The following is a 19,745-nucleotide window of genomic DNA, read 5'->3' as shown; positions in this document are numbered from 1 at the left end:
GGATTGTACGTGGCGCGCGCCAATGGCTGCCAGGAAGGTGGCCAGACCGGCGCGAAAACCCTTTCATTCTTGAATTGAGGATCTCCATGTTGCGAATTGCTGTTGCCGCCCTGGTCGTTGCCGCCACCGGTTGCGCCTCTTCGAGTGGCGCGGCGGCCGCGGCCCACGCCGGCAACGCCACGGTCACGGGCAGCGTCGCGTACCCCGCGACGGGCCTGCAGGGTGACCCGTGCTCGGCGGTGCGGGTGAAGGTGACGGAGGACAACAACTCCGCGGCCCTGGGCTGGGGCGAGGTGAAGCAGAGCCGCAACAACCGCTGCAGCTACAACGTGGGCGGGCTGCCGGACGGCAAGGAGCTGAACGTGGAGCTGGCGGTGGACGCGAGCCTCAAGTGCGCCAACGGCGCGGCGCCCACGGTCACCCCGGGCCCCACGAAGATGAAGATCGCCAAGTTCTCCGCGCCGGTGGTGAGCTTCAAGCTGGCCTGCGAGTAGCGCTCCCGAAGTCCTGCTGAACTGCTTCACCGCGTGAAGGCCGGGGCGTGCCCGAAGTGGGGCCCCCGGCCTTCGTGCGTGGATGGCCGCATGCCCGGCGGGGAGACAGGGACCATTGATTGCTGAACACAAGGGCGCGAAGCTGCCCCGGCCCATGACTGGTTTCCGTCCGCGTACCGCCGTGCTCGCCCTGGCCCTGCTGGGGGCCGGCTGCGAATCCGAAGTGCCCTTCCCCACCGACGACGAGCTGGACCAGCTGAGCGCCCTGCACACGCAGAGCGCGAAGCCGGAGGTGGACCCCACCAACAAGTGGGGCGACAACGCGGACGCGGCGGCGCTGGGCCAGCGGCTGTTCGAGGACCCGGGGCTGTCGCGCTGCGGGACGGTGTCCTGCAAGAGCTGCCACGCCGGGGAGTCCTACACCGTGGAGACGGCGACGGCGGAGGGCTGCGGAGGCCACCAGTCCGAGCGCAACCCGCCCAGCCTCCTCAACATCGGCTACAGCCGCTGGTTCATGTGGGACGGGCGGGCGGACCGGCTCTGGTCGCAGGCGGTGCTGCCGCTGACGAACCCCATCGAGATGAACTCGGACGCGGCGGTGGTGCGCACGCGGCTGTCGGCGGAGCCCACGTACACGGCGGCGTACACGCAGCTGTTCGGCAAGGCGCCCGCGGACGAGTCCGACCCGGACCGGCTGATGGCGAACGTGGGCAAGGTGCTGGCGGCGTACCAGCGCACGCTCAACCGCACCGACGCGCCCTTCGACGCGGACGTGCGGCGCTTCCTCCAGGCGGTGGAGGCGGGCACGCAGGAGAAGGACCCGGCGTACCTGGGCCTGAAGACGTTCGTGCGCAAGGGCCAGTGCGTGGTGTGCCACAAGGGCCGCTCGCTGTCGGACGACAAGTTCCACAACCTGGGGCTGAAGGACTCCGGCGCGGGCAAGCGCGGGCAGGCGGAGGTGGTGGACGCGCTGCTGTCCTGGCCGTTCAACGCCTCGGGCGCCTACAGCGACGCGCCCGGCGGCACGGACGCGGCGCGGCTGTCCACGCTGAAGGCGCAGGCGCAGACGAAGCCCACGGAGGTGGAGGGCGCGTTCCGCACGCCCACCCTGCGCAACGTGGCGCTCTCCGCGCCGTACATGCACACCGGCGCGGAGAAGACGCTGGAGGACGTGGTCGACTTCTACAACGAGGGCGGCGACCCGGACGGCACCTTCGTCGGCGTGCGCACGGAGACCATCGTCAAGCTGGACCTGAGCAGCGAGGAGAAGCAGGCGCTGGTGACGCTGCTCAAGTCCATGACGGGCGCGGCGCAGTAGGCCTCAGCGCACCAGGTGGAAGGACGTCTGACGCTGGAAGGCCCAGTGCACGGCGCCTTCCGAGTCCACCACGACGTCCTCCTCCTGGGCGGAGCGCACGGGCTGGCCCTTCCATTCCGGCACGGGGCTCGTCGCCTGCAGCTCGATGGAGAACCAGGAGTCCGGCATCACCTTGTGCTCGCCGTTGCCGGGCACGCCCTCCTGGCGGTCCCACATGCCAATCATGGGGCCCGCCCCGTGGCCGTGCAGGCCAATGGGGTGTGAGTACACGCTGCCGTTGATGCCCTCGGACTTCATGCGTGCGAGCGAGGCGCGCAGCACTTCGTTGCCGGTGCGGCCCGGCTTGATTTCGCCCTTGACGATGTCCTGGAGCCGCATGGACGCCTGGAGCGCGGCCTTGAGGCCCGCGGGCGCGTCCGTCTCCCCGTCGCGCAGCACGTAGCCCATGTGCTGGGTGTCGGTGTTGAGGCGCAGCGCGGTGACGCCGAAGTCGCAGTGGAGCACGTCGCCGCGCTGGATGACGGGGTTGTCCCCCAGCTGTTCGTCGGTGGCGCCCTGGCGCTGCACGTCCACGTCGGGCTGGAACCAGGTGTCCAGGCCTTCGTCGGACAGCCGCTGGCGCATCCACCACTCCACGTCCTGGGTGGTGGTGGTGCCGGGGGTGATGACGGCGTTGGAGAAGGCGGTCTGGATGAGGTTCCAGGCGTACTTCTGGAGGTCGGCGTAGAAGCGGACCTCGTCGGCGCCGCGCCAGCCGAGCACGTCCAGGGGCAGGCCGCCGGCGGGCTTCAGGCGCTTCACCCAGGTGGGGCCCAGGGCCTGGGCCATGCCCTCGTATTCGCCGTGGGTGAGGCCGTCCGCGAAGGCGATGGCGGGGGACACGTCGATGGCGATGGAGTCCGGCTTGCGCTCCTCCACGACCTGCTTGAGGAGCTGCCACTGCTCGGGGCCCAGGAGCTCCGCGGCGCGCTGCGAGCCGCCCCGGTCCACCATCATGGGGGCGCGGCGGGCTTCATAGAGGCCGCCCTGGGTGCTGCCGCCCAGCGCCAGCCGCTCCACGCCCTTGTCCGCGCCGCGGTCGAAGAAGACGTAGATGGTGCGGCGGCGGGCGGAGAAGGTGGTGGGGGAGACGAGCGCCTTGAAGACGGGGTCCTCGTTGTACTCGCGCATGGGGACGACCCACATGCGCACGCCGTACTTGCGCATGAGCTGGGGCACGCCGGTCTCCAGCCGCTCCTTGAGCCACGCCTGCTGGCGCACGGCCTGTTCGCGCAGCGTGCCGAAGGGGCGCACCGGCGCGGCGGGAGTCACAGGGGCAGCGGAGGCAGCGGGAGCGGCCGGCGCGGCGGCGACCGGGGCCTCGGGCTTCGCGGGGGCGGCGGGCGCGGTGGCGCAGGCGGAGGAACAGACGAGCGGGACGACGAGCAGGTGTTTCCAGGAGCGCATGGGCGCGCAGTCTGTCACGCGCCCTGGCACGCCGCGCGGCGGAATGGCCTTCCGGAACCGCCGGTGTCAGTCATTCGCGGGAAAGCCAGACACGCTGTCCTGGCTTCACTTTGAATCCGTGGACTGTTTGCCCAAGCCCCAGGGCGACTCCAGGGGCGTGGCCTGGGCCACGGCCGGGGCGGGGACGTACTCCTCGCTCGTGGCCAGGGTGCCCAGCTCGTTCACTCCGCCCACCACCAGCACCGTGCCCCGGCGCAGCCACAGCGCTCCGGCTTCGCCTCGCGGCTCATGCAGCGTGGGCGCCTGCGTCCAGGTGCCCCGGGCCGGGTCGAAGCGCTCCGCGGAGGCCAGCGTGCCTCGCGTGGAGTGCTCGCCGCCCACCACCAGCACCAAGCCCTCCGCCGTCACCAGCGCCGCGTGGTGCTCTCTCGGCACCGCCGGGGCCTCCACCGCTTCCCACGCGTTGCGCTCCGGCACGTAGACCTCCGCCGTCCTCGCCGCCTGCGTCGTGGTGCCGCCCACCACCAGCACGCGCCCATCCGGCAGCAGCGTCACCGTGTGCCCCAGCCGGTGCGTCCCCGCCGCGCCTCCCACCGCTCCCGCCTTCTCCCAGTGGCCCGTCACCGGGTCGTACAGCTCCGACTGCAGGCCGCTCGCGAAGAGCACCTTGCCCGTGCGCAGCACCACCGCCGTCCCCGCGCCGCCTCGCACGAAGCCCGGCGCCTCCACCGCGCTCCACGTCCCCGACGCCGGGTCGAACAGCTCCGCCGAGCGCACCGGCCGCTGGTCCACGTCCGTTCCGCCCGCCACCAGCACGCGCCCGTCCGGCAACACCACCGCCGCCGGGTCGTTGCGCGCCTCGGCCATGGGCGCTGCTGGCGTCCACATGCCCGGGTCCGGCGCGTACAGCTCCGCGCTCGCCAACGCGCCCACCGTCACGCCGTTGGAGCCGCCCACCACCAGCACGCGCCCATCCAGCAGCCGCACCGCCGTGTGGTTGCGCCGCGCCGTGCGCAGCGCCCCCGTGGACCGCCACCGCCCCGTGTCCGGGTCGAAGACCTCGCAGCTGCCCAGCGTGCGGCTGCCGTCATGCCCTCCCGCCGCCAGCACCCGCCCGTCCTCCAGCGCGACGTAGGGCAACAGCCGCCGGGGCGTGGACAGCACGCCCGGCACCGGAGACTCCACGCTGCCCGCATCCGCTCGCGGCGCGGGACCGCACGCGAACACCACCCCCAACCACAGCACCGTGACGCAAGATGTCGAGAACCGTCGCATGACCCCACCGGGACGCCTGGCCGAGGGGTTCGTCTACCGCGCCGGTCTGACATCCCGGCCCGCGCAAGACCCTGTGATTCCAGGGCCTTTCCCAGCCCCGTGGGTTGGACGCGTCAGTGCCGGGTGGGCTCCACGGGGAGGTTCGTGGGCTCCGCTTCCAGGCCCTCGCTGTGGCGCGGCGGCAGGGCGCCGCCGTCGTCGTCCTCCTCCAGCGTGAGCTGGGAATGGTCGGCCGGCTTGAGCAGGACCTCATCCCCGCGCACGGCCTCCACGTCGCTGTACTCGACCCGGTAGTCGCGCCGGGGAATGGGCACCAGCCCCTGCTCCAATTCGAAGTGCGTGTCGCCCACGCCCGCCACCCGGCCCAGCCGGTGTCCGTCGGCGGTGCGCACCGACATGCCCTCGCGAACCTCTCCCGCGTGAATCATCGCGTCGCTCCTCGCGCTCATGGGGTCCTCACCAAGAGTGGGGTCGCTCCCGCCGCCGTGCGCGCCACGGCAGGCAGCCCGGTGGGCCCTCGGGCCGCCTTCTTCCACGGCCGGGGGCCGGCCCCGCGCGGCCCCGTTGCGCGGTGCCTAACGTTGACGCAGGAGGCCTCCATGTTGCTGGAACTGTCGAACGACGAATCGCGCGTGCTGAAGGACGCCGTGGACTCCTCGCTGCACACGCTGCTGGATGAAATCGCCCACGCGGATCAACGCGAGTTCAAGGAAGCACTGCGCCAGCGCTACGACCGGCTGGCCGCGCTCCAGCACCGCCTGGAGCCCATCGTGGAGAGCGAACAGGTCTACGCCTGACAGCCTTCCCGCCCAATTCCTCACATCCGTCCAGAGGCCGGGTTGCGACGCACGACCCGCCTGTGTATGGTTTTCGTGTAGCTCCGCAGAAACCCAACTTCGCCAAGAAGTTCCACGTGGGTCCGTGGCCGTCTGTCTGGACGGAGGCTTGGTTGGCCGTTGAATCCGGCATGACCACGATGCACCGCCGGCAAATCCATCACTGGAGATGCCCATGAGCAGGTCTTCGAAGCAGTACCAACCCTCGCAGGCAGATCTCGACCACCGTTCGCGTCAGCTCAATCCCGAGGATGACGCGTACTGGCAGTCTCGTGGCGAAGAGGGTCGTCCCTCCGAAGAGGAAGCGGATACCCAGAAGCCGCAGGCTCCCGAGCCCTCCCAGCCCGCGTTGAAGTAGCGCTCCCTCTCCACAGGGCGACACGGCTTCGCGCATGCTAGCGGAGCCGTGTCGCGGCGTTCCAAACCCTCCCACTTCAACAGGTGCCATGGCGCGGAGCCATGACGCTCGGGCCCTCTCATGCGAGTCCTTCAGGTCATCCATGGCTACCCCATGCGCTTCAACGCAGGCTCGGAGGTGTATACCCAGGCACTCTCACAAGGCCTGTCGAGCCGGCACGAGGTCCAGGTCTTCACCCGTCGCGAGGACCCGTTCCGCCCGGACTACGAGCTGACGCAGGAACGCGATCCGGACGACCCTCGTGTCCTGCTGCACCTGGTCAACCTGCCCAACAGCCGTGACCGTTACCGCCACGAAGGGGTGGATCAACGCTTCGCGGAGGTGCTGGACGGCTTCCGTCCTCACGTCATCCATGTGGGCCATCTGAACCACCTGTCCACGTCCCTGCTGGAGGTGGGCGCGGCCCGTGGCATCCCCATCGTCTTCACCCTGCATGACTACTGGCTCATGTGCCCCCGGGGGCAGTTCCTGCAGATGCATCCCATCCCCGGGAGTGAGCCGTGGTCCGCATGTTCAGGCCAGGAGGACCGGAAGTGCGCGGAGCGCTGCTACGCGCGCTACTTCTCCGGGGGCCCCGAAACGCGGGAGAAGGACGTCGCGCACTGGAGCCAGTGGGTGCACGACCGGATGGCGCATGTGCGCCAAATGATGGAGCACGTGGACCTCTTCATCGCGCCCTCGCGCTACCTGCTGGAGCGATTCGAGCGGGACCTCGGGCTGCCCGCCAGCAAGGCGGTGTACCTGGACTATGGCTTTGACGTGGAGCGCCTGCGTCACCGGCAGCGGACGCCCGAGCCCGACGTCGTCTTCGGCTATATCGGCACCCACATTCCAGCCAAGGGCATCCATCACCTCCTTCAGGCCTTCGGGAAGGTGCGCGGCAAGGCCCGGCTGAGAATCTGGGGACGGCCGCGCGGCGAACACACGGAGACCCTCAAGGCCCTGGCGCTCGCTCTCCCGGGAGATGCCAGCACGCGCGTGGAGTGGCTTCCCGAGTACCGCAACGCGGACATCGTGCGGGACGTCTTCAACCACGTGGATGCCATCGTCGTGCCCTCCATCTGGGTGGAGAACTCCCCGCTGGTCATCCACGAGGCCCTCCAGGCACGGGTGCCCGTCATCACCGCCGACGCGGGAGGCATGCGCGAGTACGTCCGGAACGCAGAGAACGGCCTGCTCTTCACCCACCGCGACCCGGATTCGCTTGCCCAGGCCATGCAGCAGTTGGTGGATGACCCGGAGCTGGCGGTGCGCCTGGGCAGTCACGGGCACCTCTGGGGTGAAGGGGGCGATGTGCAGGGCATGCAGGCCCACGTGGAGGCCGTGGAGGCCTTGTACGCACGTGCCATCCGGGAGCGTCGCGCCCGCCTTCCCCCCACCCGGCCCGGCCCCTGGCGCATCACCTTCGACACCAATCCCGACGACTGCAACCTGCACTGCATCATGTGCGAGGACCATTCGCCCCACAGCGACACCCAGCGCCTGCGCAGGGAGGCCGGCCAGCGAAAGCGCCGCATGCCCCTGGAGCTCTTGCGACGGGTCATGGCGGACAGCGATGGCACTCCCCTGCGGGAGGTGATTCCGTCCACGATGGGAGAGCCGCTGCTCTATCCCCACTTCGACGACATCATCGACCTGTGCATGGCGCACGGGGTGTGGCTGAACCTCACCACCAACGGCACATTTCCCAGACGCGGAGCACGCGCGTGGGCACGCCGGCTGGTCCCCATCACCTCCGACGTGAAGGTGTCGTGGAATGGCGCCACGAAGCAGACCCACGAAGCGGTGATGCCAGGGACGCGCTGGGAACAGGTCCTGGAGAACCTCCGCCAGTTCATCGCCGAGCGCGATGCGCATGCCAGCGAGGGAGGCCATCGCTGCCGGGTCACGCTTCAGCTCACCTTCCTGGAGTCGAACGTGGGTGAGCTGGCGGACATCGTGCGGCTCGCGGCGGGATTGGGCGTCGACCGGGTGAAGGGCCATCACCTCTGGGCCCACTTCGCCGCCATCCAGCCGCTGTCCATGAGGCGCGACGCCTCGGCGATCCACCGTTGGAACGAGGCCGTCCGGCAGGCGCACACCCTCGCGGAGGAGTGCCGGCGGCCGGATGGGAGCAAGGTGCTCCTGGAGAACATCCTCCCCCTGGGAGCGGAGGCGGTCACGGACCTCGCGCCTGGCGCGCACTGCCCCTTCCTGGGAAAGGAGGCATGGGTGAGCGCCGTGGGCCGCTTCGACCCCTGCTGCGCTCCCGACAAGGAACGACGAACGCTCGGGAACCTGGGCAACCTGAACGAGGTGGGCATCCAGGAGGTGTGGACGGGCCCGGCCTATCAACGGCTGCTGACCGACTACCAGGACCATCCCCTGTGCCGTGGCTGCAACATGCGTCAGCCGGTGAAGGAGGCCCCTTGAACCCCAGGTCCCATCCACGGGTCTCGCCCGACAGGACCCATCATCTCCTGGAGGGCAAGCCGCTCTATGCCGCGCGCTTCACCGAGGTCCTCTCCTTTCACGAGCCGGGGCTCGCGGCCGTCAGGGACGCCTCGGGGGCGTTCCACATCGACCTGAGAGGCAAGGCACTCTCTTCCCGCCGCTTCATCCGGACCTTTGGATTCTATGAAGGGCTGGCGGCGGTCGTGGATGCAGACGGGGCGTTCCACCTGCGCGTGGACGGACAGGAGCTCACGTCAGGGCGCCATGCGTGGTGCGGCAACTTCCAGGACGGGCGCTGCCCGGTCAGGGCGAAGGACGGCCGCTACTTCCACATCGACGGACAGGGGGAAGCGGCCTATCTGGAACGGTATGCCTATGCGGGAGACTTCCGTGAAGGCTTCGCGGTGGTGCAGGAGACCTCGGGCCTTCACCTGCACATCGACAAGCAGGGGCAGCCCTTGAATGCGCGCCGGTTCCTCGACCTGGATGTCTTTCACAAGGGCTTCGCGCGTGCCCGGGACGCAGGCGGCTGGCATCACGTCGACGCTGGGGGAAACGCGCTCTATCCCCGGCGCTTCGCCACCGTGGAGCCCTTCTACAACGGGCAGGCCCGCGTGGAGACATTGGACGGCGCGCTCCAGGTCATCGACGAGCAGGGCGTCACCCTGCGCGAGTTGCGTGCACGCCTTCCGGAGCCGGCATGAGGTCCTCTCCCCTCGCGTCCGCGCCAGAAGAGGTTCTCTCCCCGGCTTCAGTCATCGCATTCGCCCAGGAGCAGCTCGCCCCCCTTCGCTCCCACGCGTTCCCAGGCCGATTCTTCCTGGCCGGGGGAGCGTTCAAGACCTTGCTCCAGGGGCGTCCTCCGCATGACCTGGACCTCTGGCCGGCGAGCCTCCTCGACCGACAGGCGCTCCTCGTCCACCTGGAGGCACATGGAGCCCGGTTGCTGGATGACAACCCGCCCTTCCAGACGACCTTCCATCTCCTGGGGCGGCGGCTCGAGGTGGCCTACGACTGCACGCCAGCAAGCCTGGAAGAGCGCCTCTCCCGATTCGACCTGGGCCTCTCCGCCATCGGCGTGGAGTGCGCGGGAGGCCGGTGGCGGGGCCACGTGCATCCCCTGGCGGCGGAGTCGGTCCAACGCCGCGAAGTGCTGCTGCTGCGCCCGCTGGCCAACTGGAAGTACCTGCTCGCCACCCTGGAGCGGCTGCGACGCTATGGGGAGGAGCTGGGCTACCGCGTCCCGGTCCAGGAGGAGCAATACCTCTGGGACCTGTTCGAGGCACAGCCTCGCGAATCTCAGGAAGCCTTGATGACACGCCATGCGCGTGTCGCGCGCGAGGGCGGGAGCATCCTGGCGGAAGCCCGGCTGCGGCTTCGTCCCTGACTCACACCGCGCGGCCCGTCCTGGCGTCGAAGCGGCGCAGGAACCGCGCGTCGTGGCGCAGCCACACCGGGTCCCCGCTCGCGGCGCGGAAGTCCCCGGGCGCCCGCGCCACCAGGCGCTCGCCGCCGGTCTCCACCGTCACCCAGACCTCCGCGCCCATGGGCTCCACCAGGTACACGCGCCCCTCGCGCGCGTCCGGCGGACATGGGCCCTGCCCCACCTGGAGGTGCTCCGGCCTGAGGCCCAGCACCGCGTCACCGTCCGACAGGCCCAGCGTCTGGGGCTTCACCAGGTTGATGCGCGGCGAGCCGAAGAAGCCCGCCACGAAGAGGTTCGCCGGCGCGTCGTACAGCTCGCGCGGCGGGGCCACCTGCTGCACCTCGCCCTGGCTCATCACCACCACGCGGTCCGACAGCGTCATCGCCTCCGCCTGGTCGTGCGTGACGTAGATGAACGTGGCCTTGAGCTGTTCGTGCAGCTTCTTGATTTCGCCGCGCATCTGCGTGCGCAGCGCCGCGTCCAGGTTGGACAGGGGCTCGTCGAAGAGGAACACCTTGGGCCTGCGCACCAGCGCGCGCCCCAGCGCCACGCGCTGCCGCTGTCCGCCCGACAGCTCCTTCGGCCGGCGCGCCAGCAGCGCCTCCAACCCCAGTACCCCGGACACCTCGCGCACGCGCGCCTCGACGTCCTTCGCGTCCATGCCCGCGACCTTCAGCGGGAACGCCAGGTTCCCCGCCACGTCCAGGTGCGGGTAGAGCGCGTAGCTCTGGAACACCATCGCGATGTCGCGCTCGCGCGGGGACAGGTCGTTCACCAGCTGCCCGTCGATTCGCAGCTCGCCGCCGGACAGCTCCTCCAGCCCGGCGATGAGGTTCAGCGTCGTGGACTTGCCGCAGCCGGACGGACCCACCAGCGACACGAACTCGCCGTCCGCGATGTCCAGCGTCACGCCCTTCACCGCCGCCACCCCACCCCGGTACACCTTGCGCACGTCGTGCAGGGACACCGTCGCCAAGGCTCCGCTCCTCCACGCGGGCCACGCCCCGCGAAAAGCCCAGCATCGCCGCTCCCCTGCTCGCGCGAAGCCCGCTCACCCGCGTCCGTCACCCCCAGGACATCTGCCGCTGACTCAGCGCTCCACCGTCACGCCCTTCCAGAAGGCCACGTAGCCCTTGATGTTGGCCGCGGCCTGCTTGGGCTCCGGGTAGTACCAGGCGGCGTCGGCGTTCGTCTTCCCGTCCACCTCCACGGAGTAGTAGCTCGCCTCGCCCTTCCAGGGGCAGGTGGTGTGCGTGGCGCTGGGCTTGAAGTGCTCGCGCGACAGGCTGTCCGGCGGGAAGTAGACGTTGCCCTCCACCGTCTCGTAGGTGTCGCTCTTCGCGAGCACGACTCCATTCCATTTCGCGACTGGCATTTGAACGCCTCCTAATGCATGGGCTAACGGCGCGTCAGCCCGCGTGCGCGGCCTGATTGGACGCGTGCTGCGTGAGGAAGGGGGCGAGCTCCGCGTTGACGAGCGCCGGCTCCTCCACGGAGGACGAGTGGCCCCCTCGCGACAGGCGCACCAGCTTGGAGCCCGGGATGAGCGAGTGGATCCGCTCCGACTTCGCGGGCACCGTGGCGCGGTCCTCCTCCCCCACGATGACGAGCGTGGGCGTGAGGATGCGCGGCAATTCGTCCGCGATGGCCTTGCGCTTCATGACGCCGTTGACGGCGCGGTAGATGTCGCGGCGGTTGCCCTTCAGGCGCGCGCGCCACAGCGCCCGCTCCTCCGCGCGGCCCGGGTCGGTGAGGAACGACGTGCCGAACATGATGCGCATCACCGGCGCGGTGACGGGAGCCAGGCCCACGTAGCGCGCGATGAGGTTGAGCGCGGTGTAGCGCGGCACGTTGGCGGGGGGCTCGGGGTCCGCGGACGTCTCCAGCAGCACCAGCGAGCGCAGCAGGTCCGGCCGGCGCGCCGCGAGCCGCATGCCCACGAAGCCCCCCATGGACAGGCCCACGAAGTGGACGGGCCCCAGGCGCAGGGACTCCAGGAACGCCACCGCGTCCGCGTACACCGTCTCCATGTCGATGACGGACTCGGGCGGCACGTCGCTCTGGCCCTGACCCCGGTGGTCGTACGCGATGCAGCGGAAGCGGCCGCGCAGGGCCTCCACCTGCGGGTCGAACAGCCGGGTGCTCCAGAGGAGCCCGTGGCTGAAGACGACCACGTCTCCGGCGCCCTCGGTGTCCTCGTAGTACAGCCGGGTTCCATTCACGGACTTCATGGGCATGGGCACGGCCTCCCTTCGCTCAGGAAGAGACCCTAATCCAGGGCTCGCCTGGACCGCAGCCCTCCCTGGGAGGTCGTTGTCCACTGGAGGAGATGGGCTTGCCCGGAGTGCCGCTTGTGCCGCCCGGCGCTTGGGAGGAGCATGGGCGGCACCTTCCGGATGCGCTCCTCTCGCCCTGTCCTTGTCGCCCTCGCGGTGGTGGTTCTCGCGGTGGGTCTGTTCTTCATCCTGCGCCCCAAGGCGCCGCCCGCGCCCGTTGCGCCGGTGGCCCGGGCTCCAGCTCCGGTGACGCCACGGGACGCGGGGAGCGCGGTTCCGCCCGTGCCGGTGAAGACGGTGGAGGCGCCGCCCGCGAAGCCGAATCACTTCGTGGGCTCGCAGGTGTGCGCGGACTGCCACGAGGAGCAGCACACCGGCTGGAAGCACGACTGGCACGCGCGAGCGCTGTCGCCCGCGACGAAGCCGTACGTCGTGGGCACGTTCAGCGCGAACACGCACTTCAAGGGCGAGTCCAGCGAGGCGTGGATGCGCCGCGACGGCGGCAAGTACCTCATGCGCACCAAGGGCGCGGACGGGAACCTGGGCGAGTGGCCGGTGCAGTGGGTGGTGGGCGGCAAGCGGATGCAGGACCCCATCACGCTGTTGCCGGACGGCCGCTGGCAGGTGATGCCGGTGTACTTCCACGTCACGGGCAAGGGCGAGTGGGTGGACTACTCGGAGAAGAAGCAGGGGGCGCTGTCGCCGGACCACCCGTTCTTCTGGACGAACTTCCGCCGCAGCGCGCAGCACGCATGCCTGGACTGCCACGTGACGGGGCTGGACGCGCGCTACGACCGGGCGAGCCACCAGTGGGAGACGAAGTTCGCGGACGCGGGCGTCGCGTGTGAGTCCTGCCACGGGCCCGGCGGGCGGCACGCGGAGTCGCAGCTGCCGGCGGACATCATCCAGCCGGCGAAGCTGTCGAAGGACGAGGGCTTCGCGGTGTGCGCGCAGTGCCACGGGCCGCGCCGCACGCTGTTCCCCATGCTGGACGCCCGGCACCGCTTCCAGCCCGGCCAGCGCTACGACGCGAGCTACCAGCCCATGGTGCTGCTGGTGGGCAACGAGCGCTCCGGGGACTTCTTCCCGGACGGGCGCCCCAGCACCTCCAGCTTCGAGTACCAGGCGCTCATCCAGTCCCAGTGCCACCTGAAGGGCGGGGCCACGTGCCTGACGTGCCACACGGCGCCGCACGACGCGAGCGCGCCCAACGAGGTGAAGAAGCAGAAGCCGGTGGCGGCGCATACGACGGTGAACGCGACGACGTGCCAGGGCTGTCACCAGGAGGTGGTGGCGCAGGGCGAGCAGCACACGCACCACAAGGCAGCGGCGGCGCAGGACTGCCTGGCGTGTCACATGCCGCCGGTGGTGTCGGGCGTGCTGGACCACTTCGCGGACCACGCGCTGGACGTGCCGGTGCCGCAGAACACGGCGCGCCACGACGTGCCCAACGCGTGCAACACCTGTCACGCGAAGGAGACGCCGGACGCGATGCAGGCCTCGCTGGTGAAGTGGTGGCCGAAGGCGGAGGCGCGGCAGCAGCGGCGCCTGCGGCTGGCGGACGCGTTCGACGAGAAGACGGCGGCACGGAGCCGTGGGGCGCTGGAGGCGGTGCTGGCGGACACGTCGGAGGCGGGCACGCTGCGGGGCGCGGCGGCGAAGTTCCTGGCGCGCCGGTTCAAGCACGACGCAGTGCCGGCGCTGCGGGCGGCGCTGAAGGGCACGACGGACAGCACGTTGCGCTCGGACATCATCGACGGGCTGGGCGCGGCGAACGCGCGCGAGGCGACGGAGGACCTGGTGCCGCTGCTCAAGGACCCGTCGCTCTGGGTGCGGCAGGGCGCGGCGCTGACGCTGGCGGCGTTCGGGGACACGCGGGCGATGCCGGCGTTGCAGGCCCTGGCGACGGAGCCGGAGACGCGCGGGCTGGTGCAGCCGCACGTGATGCTGGGGCAGTTGGCCATGCGCCGCCGGGACGTGGCCACGGCGACGCGTGAGTTCGAGCAGGCCTTGGACCTGCAGCCCTACAACGCGGACGTGCTGGTGCGGCTGGCGGACCTGTACGTCGTCCAGGGCGATGCACGGAAGGGCCGCGACCGGCTGGAGGAAGCGCTCCGGTTCGACCCGCAGAACCGCTCCGCGAAGCAGCGCCTGGGCATGATTCCGGCGCAGTGAGGGGATGGGAAGCATGGCAAGGCTTCTGTTTGTGTCGTCGCTGCTCCTCGGGCTGGCCTGTGCGCAGCCCGCGGCGACACCCGGAGTCGTCCAGATCAACGCGCGCGATATTCCCGAGCGCATCCCGGGTCCGATGCCCGGCTTCGGGCCATTCGACACGTACTCGGACGCGCTCATCTCCGCCTGCTCGATGATGCTGAAGCAGCCACATGCCACGGCGGGACGGAAGTCGGACATGAACTTCCGGCTCAGGTGGGACCTGTCGCAAGAGTACTGCGCCTGGATCTACTACACGCCCGACGAGCGATTCGAGATGAGCATGATGTCCGTGACAACCATTCAGGACGCGCGTGGCAAACGGAGCTGCCGCCTGCCCCCCAAGGTGGACGACGCCCGCTATCCGCCCGAGAGCCTGGGCTACGTGTATTTGCTCCACACGCATCCCTACGAAGGGGAGCTCACGGAGCAGGACATCCGCTACATCGTCGCCATGGGGCAGGAGCATGGCTGGGAGGTGAAGACGAAGGCGGGGATGCTGCGGCTGTCACTCGTTGCCTTCTTCTCGGCATCGAATGAACCCGCGAATCCCACCTGCGATGGCTTCTTCCAGTACACGCCCACCACCGGTGACCTGTCGAAGTGGACGCAGGAGCGGAATCAGTGGCGCCGTCAATCCATCGGCAGCGTGAACTGGATCGACGCAGAGCACTATCGGATCGACCGCCACTAGGCGCGAGGTCGGGGCATTCACGAAGAGGGCTCATGGCGACAAAGCACTTCATGCTTCCGGCAGCACTGCTCCTGGCGGGCTGCTTGCGGCCCACTCCCACGCGTGAGGCTTGGACGAATGACACGTCCATCGAGTTCCCCCAGTTCTTCGAGCAGCCCGCCGTGGAAGTGGGCGCGGATGGAGGCACGGTCGAGCTGAGCGGCACCATCCTGCGTGCGCTCGACGTCGCCGCCGCTGACTTCCTGGGCCCCCAAGATGCCAACACCCCGTGCGTCGACCGGCGCGAGTCACACCGGTACCGAGTCATCCAGCAGCACGGCGTCATCTTCATCCGGATCGATGAGGATCCCCAGGCCTGTGGCCTGACCGTTCCCGCGCTGCACTCGGGCTCGCAGTACGCGGTCGGGAGTGATGGCCAGATCCTCCGACGGCTCCGGGATGGCGAGCCAGATGGGTCGCCGGTGCCCACGGATGCGGGACCCGGCATCCTGGTTCCCACGTCGGAAGTCGGCCGGTCCTTCGATGCACCCGATGGATCCGTGCCCTTGCCGTTCATCCAGGCGCCCAACCTGGATGTGGGACCCGGAGTACGCCATGGCCCATGACCTGGACAAACTGTTGAAAGAAGTCACGGACGAGCCCTCCTTCCTGCGCTTCGTCCAGGCGCTGATGAAGGACTTCGAGGAGGACCGCGCGGAAGCGGCCCGTCGGCCTCCATCTCCGTACTCACCCGGGCCTCTCGGCTGGGAGAACGTCACCATCGGGGCGTTCCTCGAAGCGGGCGCGGCCTGGGCCGAGGACACCCAGGAACGGGACCGCGCCGACAATCCCTGGCATCGGGTTGCGGGCATCCTGTACGCGGGCAAGATCTACGAGTAGCGAGGCCCGCCAGGGCCTGACGGTCATGGTGTCCGTGGCACCGTACCTGGACTGCCTCAGTGCTGTACGGCGAGGATGCGCCGTCCCTTCACGTCCACGGCATAGGTCGCCCCCATGTCCATGATGGCTCCCTGCTTCTCGCAGAGCCGTGGCTTGAGCGTGATCTGCACGAAGGTCACGCCCTCCGGGCCAGGTGCCGCGCTGACGTCATAGGACTCGCGCTGATAGAGACAACGCTCCTCCTCCGTGGCTCCTTCGTGGGGCTTCAGGCCCAGTGGCCGGAAATCATCCAGAGCCAGTTGCATGGCGGTCACCGTGCCGCCCGCGAGCGTCTGCGCGTCCGCGGGCAGGTCCAGTGGGAACTGGACGCGGGCCGCCTCTTCCAACGGTGCATGGGGAGGACGCGAAGTGCGCTCGAAGAGCGAACACGCGGGGAGCAAGCACAGGGCCAGGAGCCATCCTGACTTCGGGAGCCCCTTACGTCCGCCGAGTGCTGATTTTAGGAGGTGCATAGGCGTAGGCGTTACTCCGTAACGGCGGTCATCAGCCCCGTGGCTTTGTGCTCTGGCTTGACGATACCGATGAGCGCCCAACTCTTCCCGCGCCGTTCATAGACTTCTCCCGGTCTTGATTCACCAACGTACGGGACCAGCTTCATCACCCGGCATGCCGTGTCGAACTGGAGCCGGATGGAGTATCTCTGGCGCGCCTCAGCCCGGTCCGGCCTGGACATGCGTGAGTTGGCCCAGGGGTGGCTGTGGTAGTCCGCCTGGGGAGTAGAGGACCCCGCAGTATTCCTGTCCATACTCACGCCCCTGGGCGCGCGGCAGCTCCATGACGGCGGGGCAGAGCTGATCGATGACCGCATCAATGTCAGCGGAGGGTTGGATGGCCTCCCAGGGGCCTCGCACCCAATGGGCCGCGCCCCTGTCCCTGGCCTGGCGGTCATGACCGCCGTGGCCTGCTGAACGCGCGCCCTCCCTTCAAGACAGACGCCCGCACGGCGCTCGCGACGCACGTTGGCGCTTCCCTTGCCACCGCCTGCGCCAGGACGCGCCATGTCCCTCCAAGCCCCGAAGCCTTGTCTGCCCTTGCGTCCGTAAGGGTTTTCCCAGACCTCCAATCCCTTGCGGGAGGTCTGTCCATCGACTGCTGAGCACTTCCTCGCCCGTCTGTGTTGTCCACTGGAGCGCCAGGGGCGCGAACCGTGGCGGGGGGCTGGCTTCGCCCCTACCTGGGGAGCATCCCTTATGAACGCGCTCGTGTTCGCAGCCCTGCTGGTCCCCGCCGGCCTCCCCGGCGCGGCGACAGCACAGCCCGGCTCCGGACAAGCCCTGCCGGTCCTCGCGCAGAACACCGCGCCACCGCAGCGCGCGCCTCCCGCGCCTCCGCCGCCCACACCCTCCGTGGCGCCACCGGCCGCGCCCACTCCCGCTCCGGCTCCCAACCCGCGGAACGCCCAGCAGCAGCCCGGCCGCGCCAGCACGCCCGCGGCCCCGAACCCGGACGACGTTCCGGAAGTGCCACCGCCCTTCCAGGCGAACGTGTCGGATCCCCTGCTCGCGCCCGCGCCCCCCGCGCCCCAGCAGCTCCAGTCGTGGAACGAAGCGCTCACGCTCCTGCGCCAGCGCTCCACCGACCTCCAGGCCGCGCTGGGCCAGATTGAAGTCGCCGCGGGCACGTGGCGCATCGCGCTCGCCAACCTGCTGCCCTCCGTCGGCGGCACCCTGTCCGTCCAATACAACGTCCTCAACCCGGACATCCCCGCCGTCGGCGGTGGCGTGGGCGGCGGCGTGGGCGGTGGCGTCAGCGGCGCCGGAGGCTTCACGCCCACGCAACTGCTGGGCATCGGCGTGCTCACCGCGAACGTGCCCGTCGTGGACCTGGCCAACCTCTACGCCCTGGGCAGCGCCAAGGAGTCACGGCGCACCGCCAACCTGTCGCTCGCGGAGACGCGCCGGCAGCTCACCCGCGGCCTCGCGCAGGCGCTCGTGTCCGTCTCCTCCAATGAGCGGCTGGCGGAGGTCAACCGCGTCAACCTGCGCACCGCGCTGGAGCGGCTGGCCCTCGCGCAGCGCCGCTTCGAGCTGGGCGCGGGCACCCGCCTGGACGTCGTCCGCGTGGAACAGGACGCCCAGACCGCCCGCCGCAACGTCGTCACCGGCGATGAGAACCTGCGCCAGGCGCGCGAGTCCCTGGGCCTGGCCCTGGGCACCCCGTCCCCCGTGGGCATCAAGCCGGGCCTGGAGTTGAACACGTTCCTCGAGGGCACCAACGCGGCCTGCCGCACGCTGGAGTCGCTGGAGAACCGCCCGGACATCGCCGCCGCGCGCTCCCGCCAGGTGGTGGCCGAGCGCGCCATCGGCGAGGTGAAGCGCCAGTACGCGCCCACCCTGGACCTCACCAGCACCACCACCGCGCTCACCGTCAACCCGGGCTTCGCGGAGGTCCCCATCTGGAACATCGGCGCCAGCCTCGTGCTGCCCTTCTGGGATGGCGGCGCGCGCGAGGGCCGCCTGCGCCAGGCGCGCGGCCAGCTGGAGCAGGCCCGCGCGGACCTCACGACGCGCGAGCGCAACGTCGCCGTGGAGGTCACCCAGGCGAAGCGGGCCGTGCAGGTCACCCGGGCGACGCGCGACCTGGCGGAACGCGAGCGCGGGCTCGCCGCGGAGAACGACCGGCTCACCCGCCGCAGCTTCGAGGTGGGCACCGGAACGAGCCTCGAGCTGGTGCAGTCAGCCGGAGCCCTGCGTCAGGCGGAGCTGGAGCTCGTCATCCGAGACTTCCAGTTCCGCCAGGCCCAGGTGGATGCATTCCTGTCGGAGGCCGCATGCGATTGGTGAGGGGCGGTTGGGGCGCGTGGGGATTGGTCCTCGCGCTGGCGGGCGGGTGCAGTGGCGGCAAGGACCCCGGCCAGGCCACGCCCGGAGGAGGGCTCCAGGCAGGACAGCAGAGCCAGGGCGGCGGCAAGCCCATGCCCGTGCAGGTGCTGGCGGTGAAGCCCGGCCCGGTGCGCGACACCCGCGAGTACGTGGGCACCCTCATCTCCCGCAGCAGCATCACCGTCGTCCCGCAGGCCGCCGGCTATATCCAGAAGATCTCCGTGCGCCCCGGCCAGGAGGTGAAGGCCGGCCAGGTGCTGCTGGTGGTGGACCCCCGCCAGGAGCAGGCCACCCTGCGCGCCACCCAGGCCCAGAAGGCCTCCGCCGTCGCCAGCCGCGAGTTCGCGCGCAGGACGCGCGAGCGCAGCGCCCAGCTCCTCAAGGAAGGACTCGTCAGCCGCCAGGACTACGAGCAGGCCGTGGCCCAGGCCGCGCAATCCGAGGCCCAGGCCCGCGCGGCGGAAGCGCAGATTGAAAACCAGCAGGTGCAGCTGGGCTTCACCAGCGTGAGCGCCCCCTTCGACGGCGTCGTGGGCGACATCCCGGTGAAGCTGGGCGACTACGTGACGCCGCAGACGGCGCTCACCATCGTGGACCAGAGCCGCGCGCTGGAGCTGTCCGTGCAGGTGCCGGTGGAGCAGGCCGCGCGCGTGAGGATTGGCGAGACGCCGCTGGAGGTGCTCAACGAGGACGGAGAGCCCGTCGTCCGCGCCCCGGCCTTCTTCGTCGCCCCCACCCCCAACCCGAACACGCAGCTGGTGGAGGTGAAGGCCGCCTTCGTGAACACCGTGGGCCTGCGCGCGGGACAGCTGGTGCGCGCGCAGCTGGTCTACGACGTGCGCGACGCCTTGAAGATGCCCACCACCGCGGTGACGCGGCAGGGCAGCCAGTCCTTCGCCCTGGTGGTGGGCCAGGGCGACGCGGGCACCGTGGTGCAGCGCCAGCCCGTCACGCTGGGGCTGGTGGAGGGCAACGACTACGAGGTGCTCAAGGGGCTGGACGCGGGCACCCAGGTCATCATCAGCGGGGTGCAGCAGCTGCGGGACGGCATGCCCATCCAGCCCAGGCCCGCGCAGCAGGCGCGGGGCCAGCCAGAAGGCATGCCCCTGCCACCCGCGCAGGGCACGGGCGGCGGCGCGGACGCGGGTCGGTAGGGG

At 70.1% G+C, this 19,745-nt stretch carries 20 protein-coding genes; 13 read left to right on the top strand and 7 right to left on the bottom strand.

Annotated elements, in window-relative coordinates:
• Window positions 1–86: 86 nt before the first annotated feature.
• Together NR792_RS28175 and NR792_RS28170 are read left to right on the top strand one after the other, a co-directional pair.
• The gene (locus NR792_RS28175) at window positions 87–494 is read left to right on the top strand and encodes a hypothetical protein (RefSeq protein WP_375755788.1); all 408 of its coding nucleotides are present in this window, start codon (window positions 87–89) and stop codon (window positions 492–494) included.
• A gap of 154 nt (window positions 495–648) precedes the next feature.
• Window positions 649–1,812, top strand: coding sequence for a cytochrome-c peroxidase (locus NR792_RS28170; RefSeq protein ID WP_375755787.1), 1,164 nt, complete (start codon window positions 649–651; stop codon window positions 1,810–1,812).
• 3 nt (window positions 1,813–1,815) lie between these two features.
• Here the strand turns inward: NR792_RS28170 and NR792_RS28165 are convergent, their stop codons facing one another.
• The 3 genes from NR792_RS28165 to NR792_RS28155 all read right to left on the bottom strand — a co-directional run bounded on the left by NR792_RS28165 (window position 1,816) and on the right by NR792_RS28155 (window position 4,982).
• Complete coding sequence (locus NR792_RS28165) at window positions 1,816–3,258, bottom strand: M24 family metallopeptidase (protein WP_375755786.1); 1,443 nt, start codon at window positions 3,256–3,258, stop codon at window positions 1,816–1,818.
• Window positions 3,259–3,363: 105 nt separating this feature from the next.
• A complete protein-coding gene (locus NR792_RS28160; protein ID WP_375755785.1) occupies window positions 3,364–4,533 on the bottom strand; it encodes a Kelch repeat-containing protein in 1,170 nt (389 codons plus the stop codon).
• 113 nt (window positions 4,534–4,646) lie between these two features.
• Window positions 4,647–4,982 carry a PRC-barrel domain-containing protein gene (locus tag NR792_RS28155; RefSeq protein WP_375755784.1) on the bottom strand — a complete coding sequence of 112 codons (336 nt, stop codon included), beginning with the start codon at window positions 4,980–4,982 and terminating at the stop codon, window positions 4,647–4,649.
• 150 nt (window positions 4,983–5,132) lie between these two features.
• Here NR792_RS28155 and NR792_RS28150 point away from each other — a divergent pair, with 150 nt between their 5' ends.
• The 5 genes from NR792_RS28150 to NR792_RS28130 all read left to right on the top strand — a co-directional run bounded on the left by NR792_RS28150 (window position 5,133) and on the right by NR792_RS28130 (window position 9,607).
• Window positions 5,133–5,330 carry a hypothetical protein gene (locus NR792_RS28150; protein ID WP_120529387.1) on the top strand — a complete coding sequence of 66 codons (198 nt, stop codon included), beginning with the start codon at window positions 5,133–5,135 and terminating at the stop codon, window positions 5,328–5,330.
• A 214-nt stretch (window positions 5,331–5,544) separates the two neighbouring features.
• Entirely contained in the window at window positions 5,545–5,727 is a 183-nt protein-coding gene (locus NR792_RS28145) for a hypothetical protein (protein ID WP_375755783.1), read from the top strand.
• A gap of 120 nt (window positions 5,728–5,847) precedes the next feature.
• Entirely contained in the window at window positions 5,848–8,199 is a 2,352-nt protein-coding gene (locus NR792_RS28140) for a glycosyltransferase (protein WP_375755782.1), read from the top strand.
• On the top strand, window positions 8,196–8,924 hold the full coding sequence (locus tag NR792_RS28135) for a WG repeat-containing protein (RefSeq protein WP_375755781.1): 729 nt from the start codon (window positions 8,196–8,198) through the stop codon (window positions 8,922–8,924). Before NR792_RS28140 ends, NR792_RS28135 begins: the two co-directional genes overlap by 4 nt.
• Window positions 8,921–9,607, top strand: coding sequence for a hypothetical protein (locus tag NR792_RS28130; protein WP_375755780.1), 687 nt, complete (start codon window positions 8,921–8,923; stop codon window positions 9,605–9,607). The genes NR792_RS28135 and NR792_RS28130 overlap by 4 nt, the downstream gene beginning before the upstream one ends.
• 1 nt (window position 9,608) lies before the next feature.
• Here NR792_RS28130 and NR792_RS28125 read toward each other — a convergent pair whose 3' ends face one another.
• From NR792_RS28125 to NR792_RS28115, 3 genes are all read right to left on the bottom strand, one after another.
• Window positions 9,609–10,622: an ABC transporter ATP-binding protein gene (locus NR792_RS28125; RefSeq protein ID WP_375755779.1), complete on the bottom strand. Its 1,014-nt coding sequence runs from the start codon at window positions 10,620–10,622 to the stop codon at window positions 9,609–9,611.
• A gap of 114 nt (window positions 10,623–10,736) precedes the next feature.
• Window positions 10,737–11,021: a DUF427 domain-containing protein gene (locus NR792_RS28120; RefSeq protein WP_375755778.1), complete on the bottom strand. Its 285-nt coding sequence runs from the start codon at window positions 11,019–11,021 to the stop codon at window positions 10,737–10,739.
• 34 nt (window positions 11,022–11,055) lie between these two features.
• The gene (locus tag NR792_RS28115; protein ID WP_375755777.1) at window positions 11,056–11,883 is read right to left on the bottom strand and encodes an alpha/beta fold hydrolase; all 828 of its coding nucleotides are present in this window, start codon (window positions 11,881–11,883) and stop codon (window positions 11,056–11,058) included.
• 141 nt (window positions 11,884–12,024) lie between these two features.
• On the opposite strand from NR792_RS28115, the gene NR792_RS28110 reads away from it, so the two are divergent.
• Genes NR792_RS28110 through NR792_RS28095 form a run of 4 tightly spaced genes read left to right on the top strand, consistent with a single transcriptional unit; the run spans window position 12,025 to window position 15,706 of the window.
• A complete protein-coding gene (locus tag NR792_RS28110; RefSeq protein WP_375755776.1) occupies window positions 12,025–14,097 on the top strand; it encodes a HEAT repeat domain-containing protein in 2,073 nt (690 codons plus the stop codon).
• A 13-nt stretch (window positions 14,098–14,110) separates the two neighbouring features.
• On the top strand, window positions 14,111–14,827 hold the full coding sequence (locus NR792_RS28105; RefSeq protein WP_375755775.1) for a hypothetical protein: 717 nt from the start codon (window positions 14,111–14,113) through the stop codon (window positions 14,825–14,827).
• A 32-nt stretch (window positions 14,828–14,859) separates the two neighbouring features.
• Window positions 14,860–15,432: a hypothetical protein gene (locus NR792_RS28100; protein WP_375755774.1), complete on the top strand. Its 573-nt coding sequence runs from the start codon at window positions 14,860–14,862 to the stop codon at window positions 15,430–15,432.
• A complete protein-coding gene (locus tag NR792_RS28095; RefSeq protein ID WP_375755773.1) occupies window positions 15,422–15,706 on the top strand; it encodes a hypothetical protein in 285 nt (94 codons plus the stop codon). The genes NR792_RS28100 and NR792_RS28095 overlap by 11 nt, the downstream gene beginning before the upstream one ends.
• 56 nt (window positions 15,707–15,762) lie before the next feature.
• Here NR792_RS28095 and NR792_RS28090 read toward each other — a convergent pair whose 3' ends face one another.
• On the bottom strand, window positions 15,763–16,146 hold the full coding sequence (locus tag NR792_RS28090; RefSeq protein ID WP_375755772.1) for a hypothetical protein: 384 nt from the start codon (window positions 16,144–16,146) through the stop codon (window positions 15,763–15,765).
• Window positions 16,147–16,956: 810 nt separating this feature from the next.
• On the opposite strand from NR792_RS28090, the gene NR792_RS28085 reads away from it, so the two are divergent.
• Both NR792_RS28085 and NR792_RS28080 read left to right on the top strand, forming a co-directional pair.
• The gene (locus tag NR792_RS28085) at window positions 16,957–18,549 is read left to right on the top strand and encodes a TolC family protein (RefSeq protein WP_375755771.1); all 1,593 of its coding nucleotides are present in this window, start codon (window positions 16,957–16,959) and stop codon (window positions 18,547–18,549) included.
• Window positions 18,537–19,742: an efflux RND transporter periplasmic adaptor subunit gene (locus NR792_RS28080; protein WP_375755770.1), complete on the top strand. Its 1,206-nt coding sequence runs from the start codon at window positions 18,537–18,539 to the stop codon at window positions 19,740–19,742. The genes NR792_RS28085 and NR792_RS28080 overlap by 13 nt, the downstream gene beginning before the upstream one ends.
• Window positions 19,743–19,745 lie beyond the last annotated feature (3 nt).

This window comes from Corallococcus exercitus (genome assembly GCF_042231735.1).
GTDB classification, from domain to species: Bacteria; Myxococcota; Myxococcia; order Myxococcales; family Myxococcaceae; genus Corallococcus; species Corallococcus exercitus_B.
Note: the sequence above shows the minus strand (reverse complement) of the source record. Positions and strands in the feature narration are given on the sequence as shown.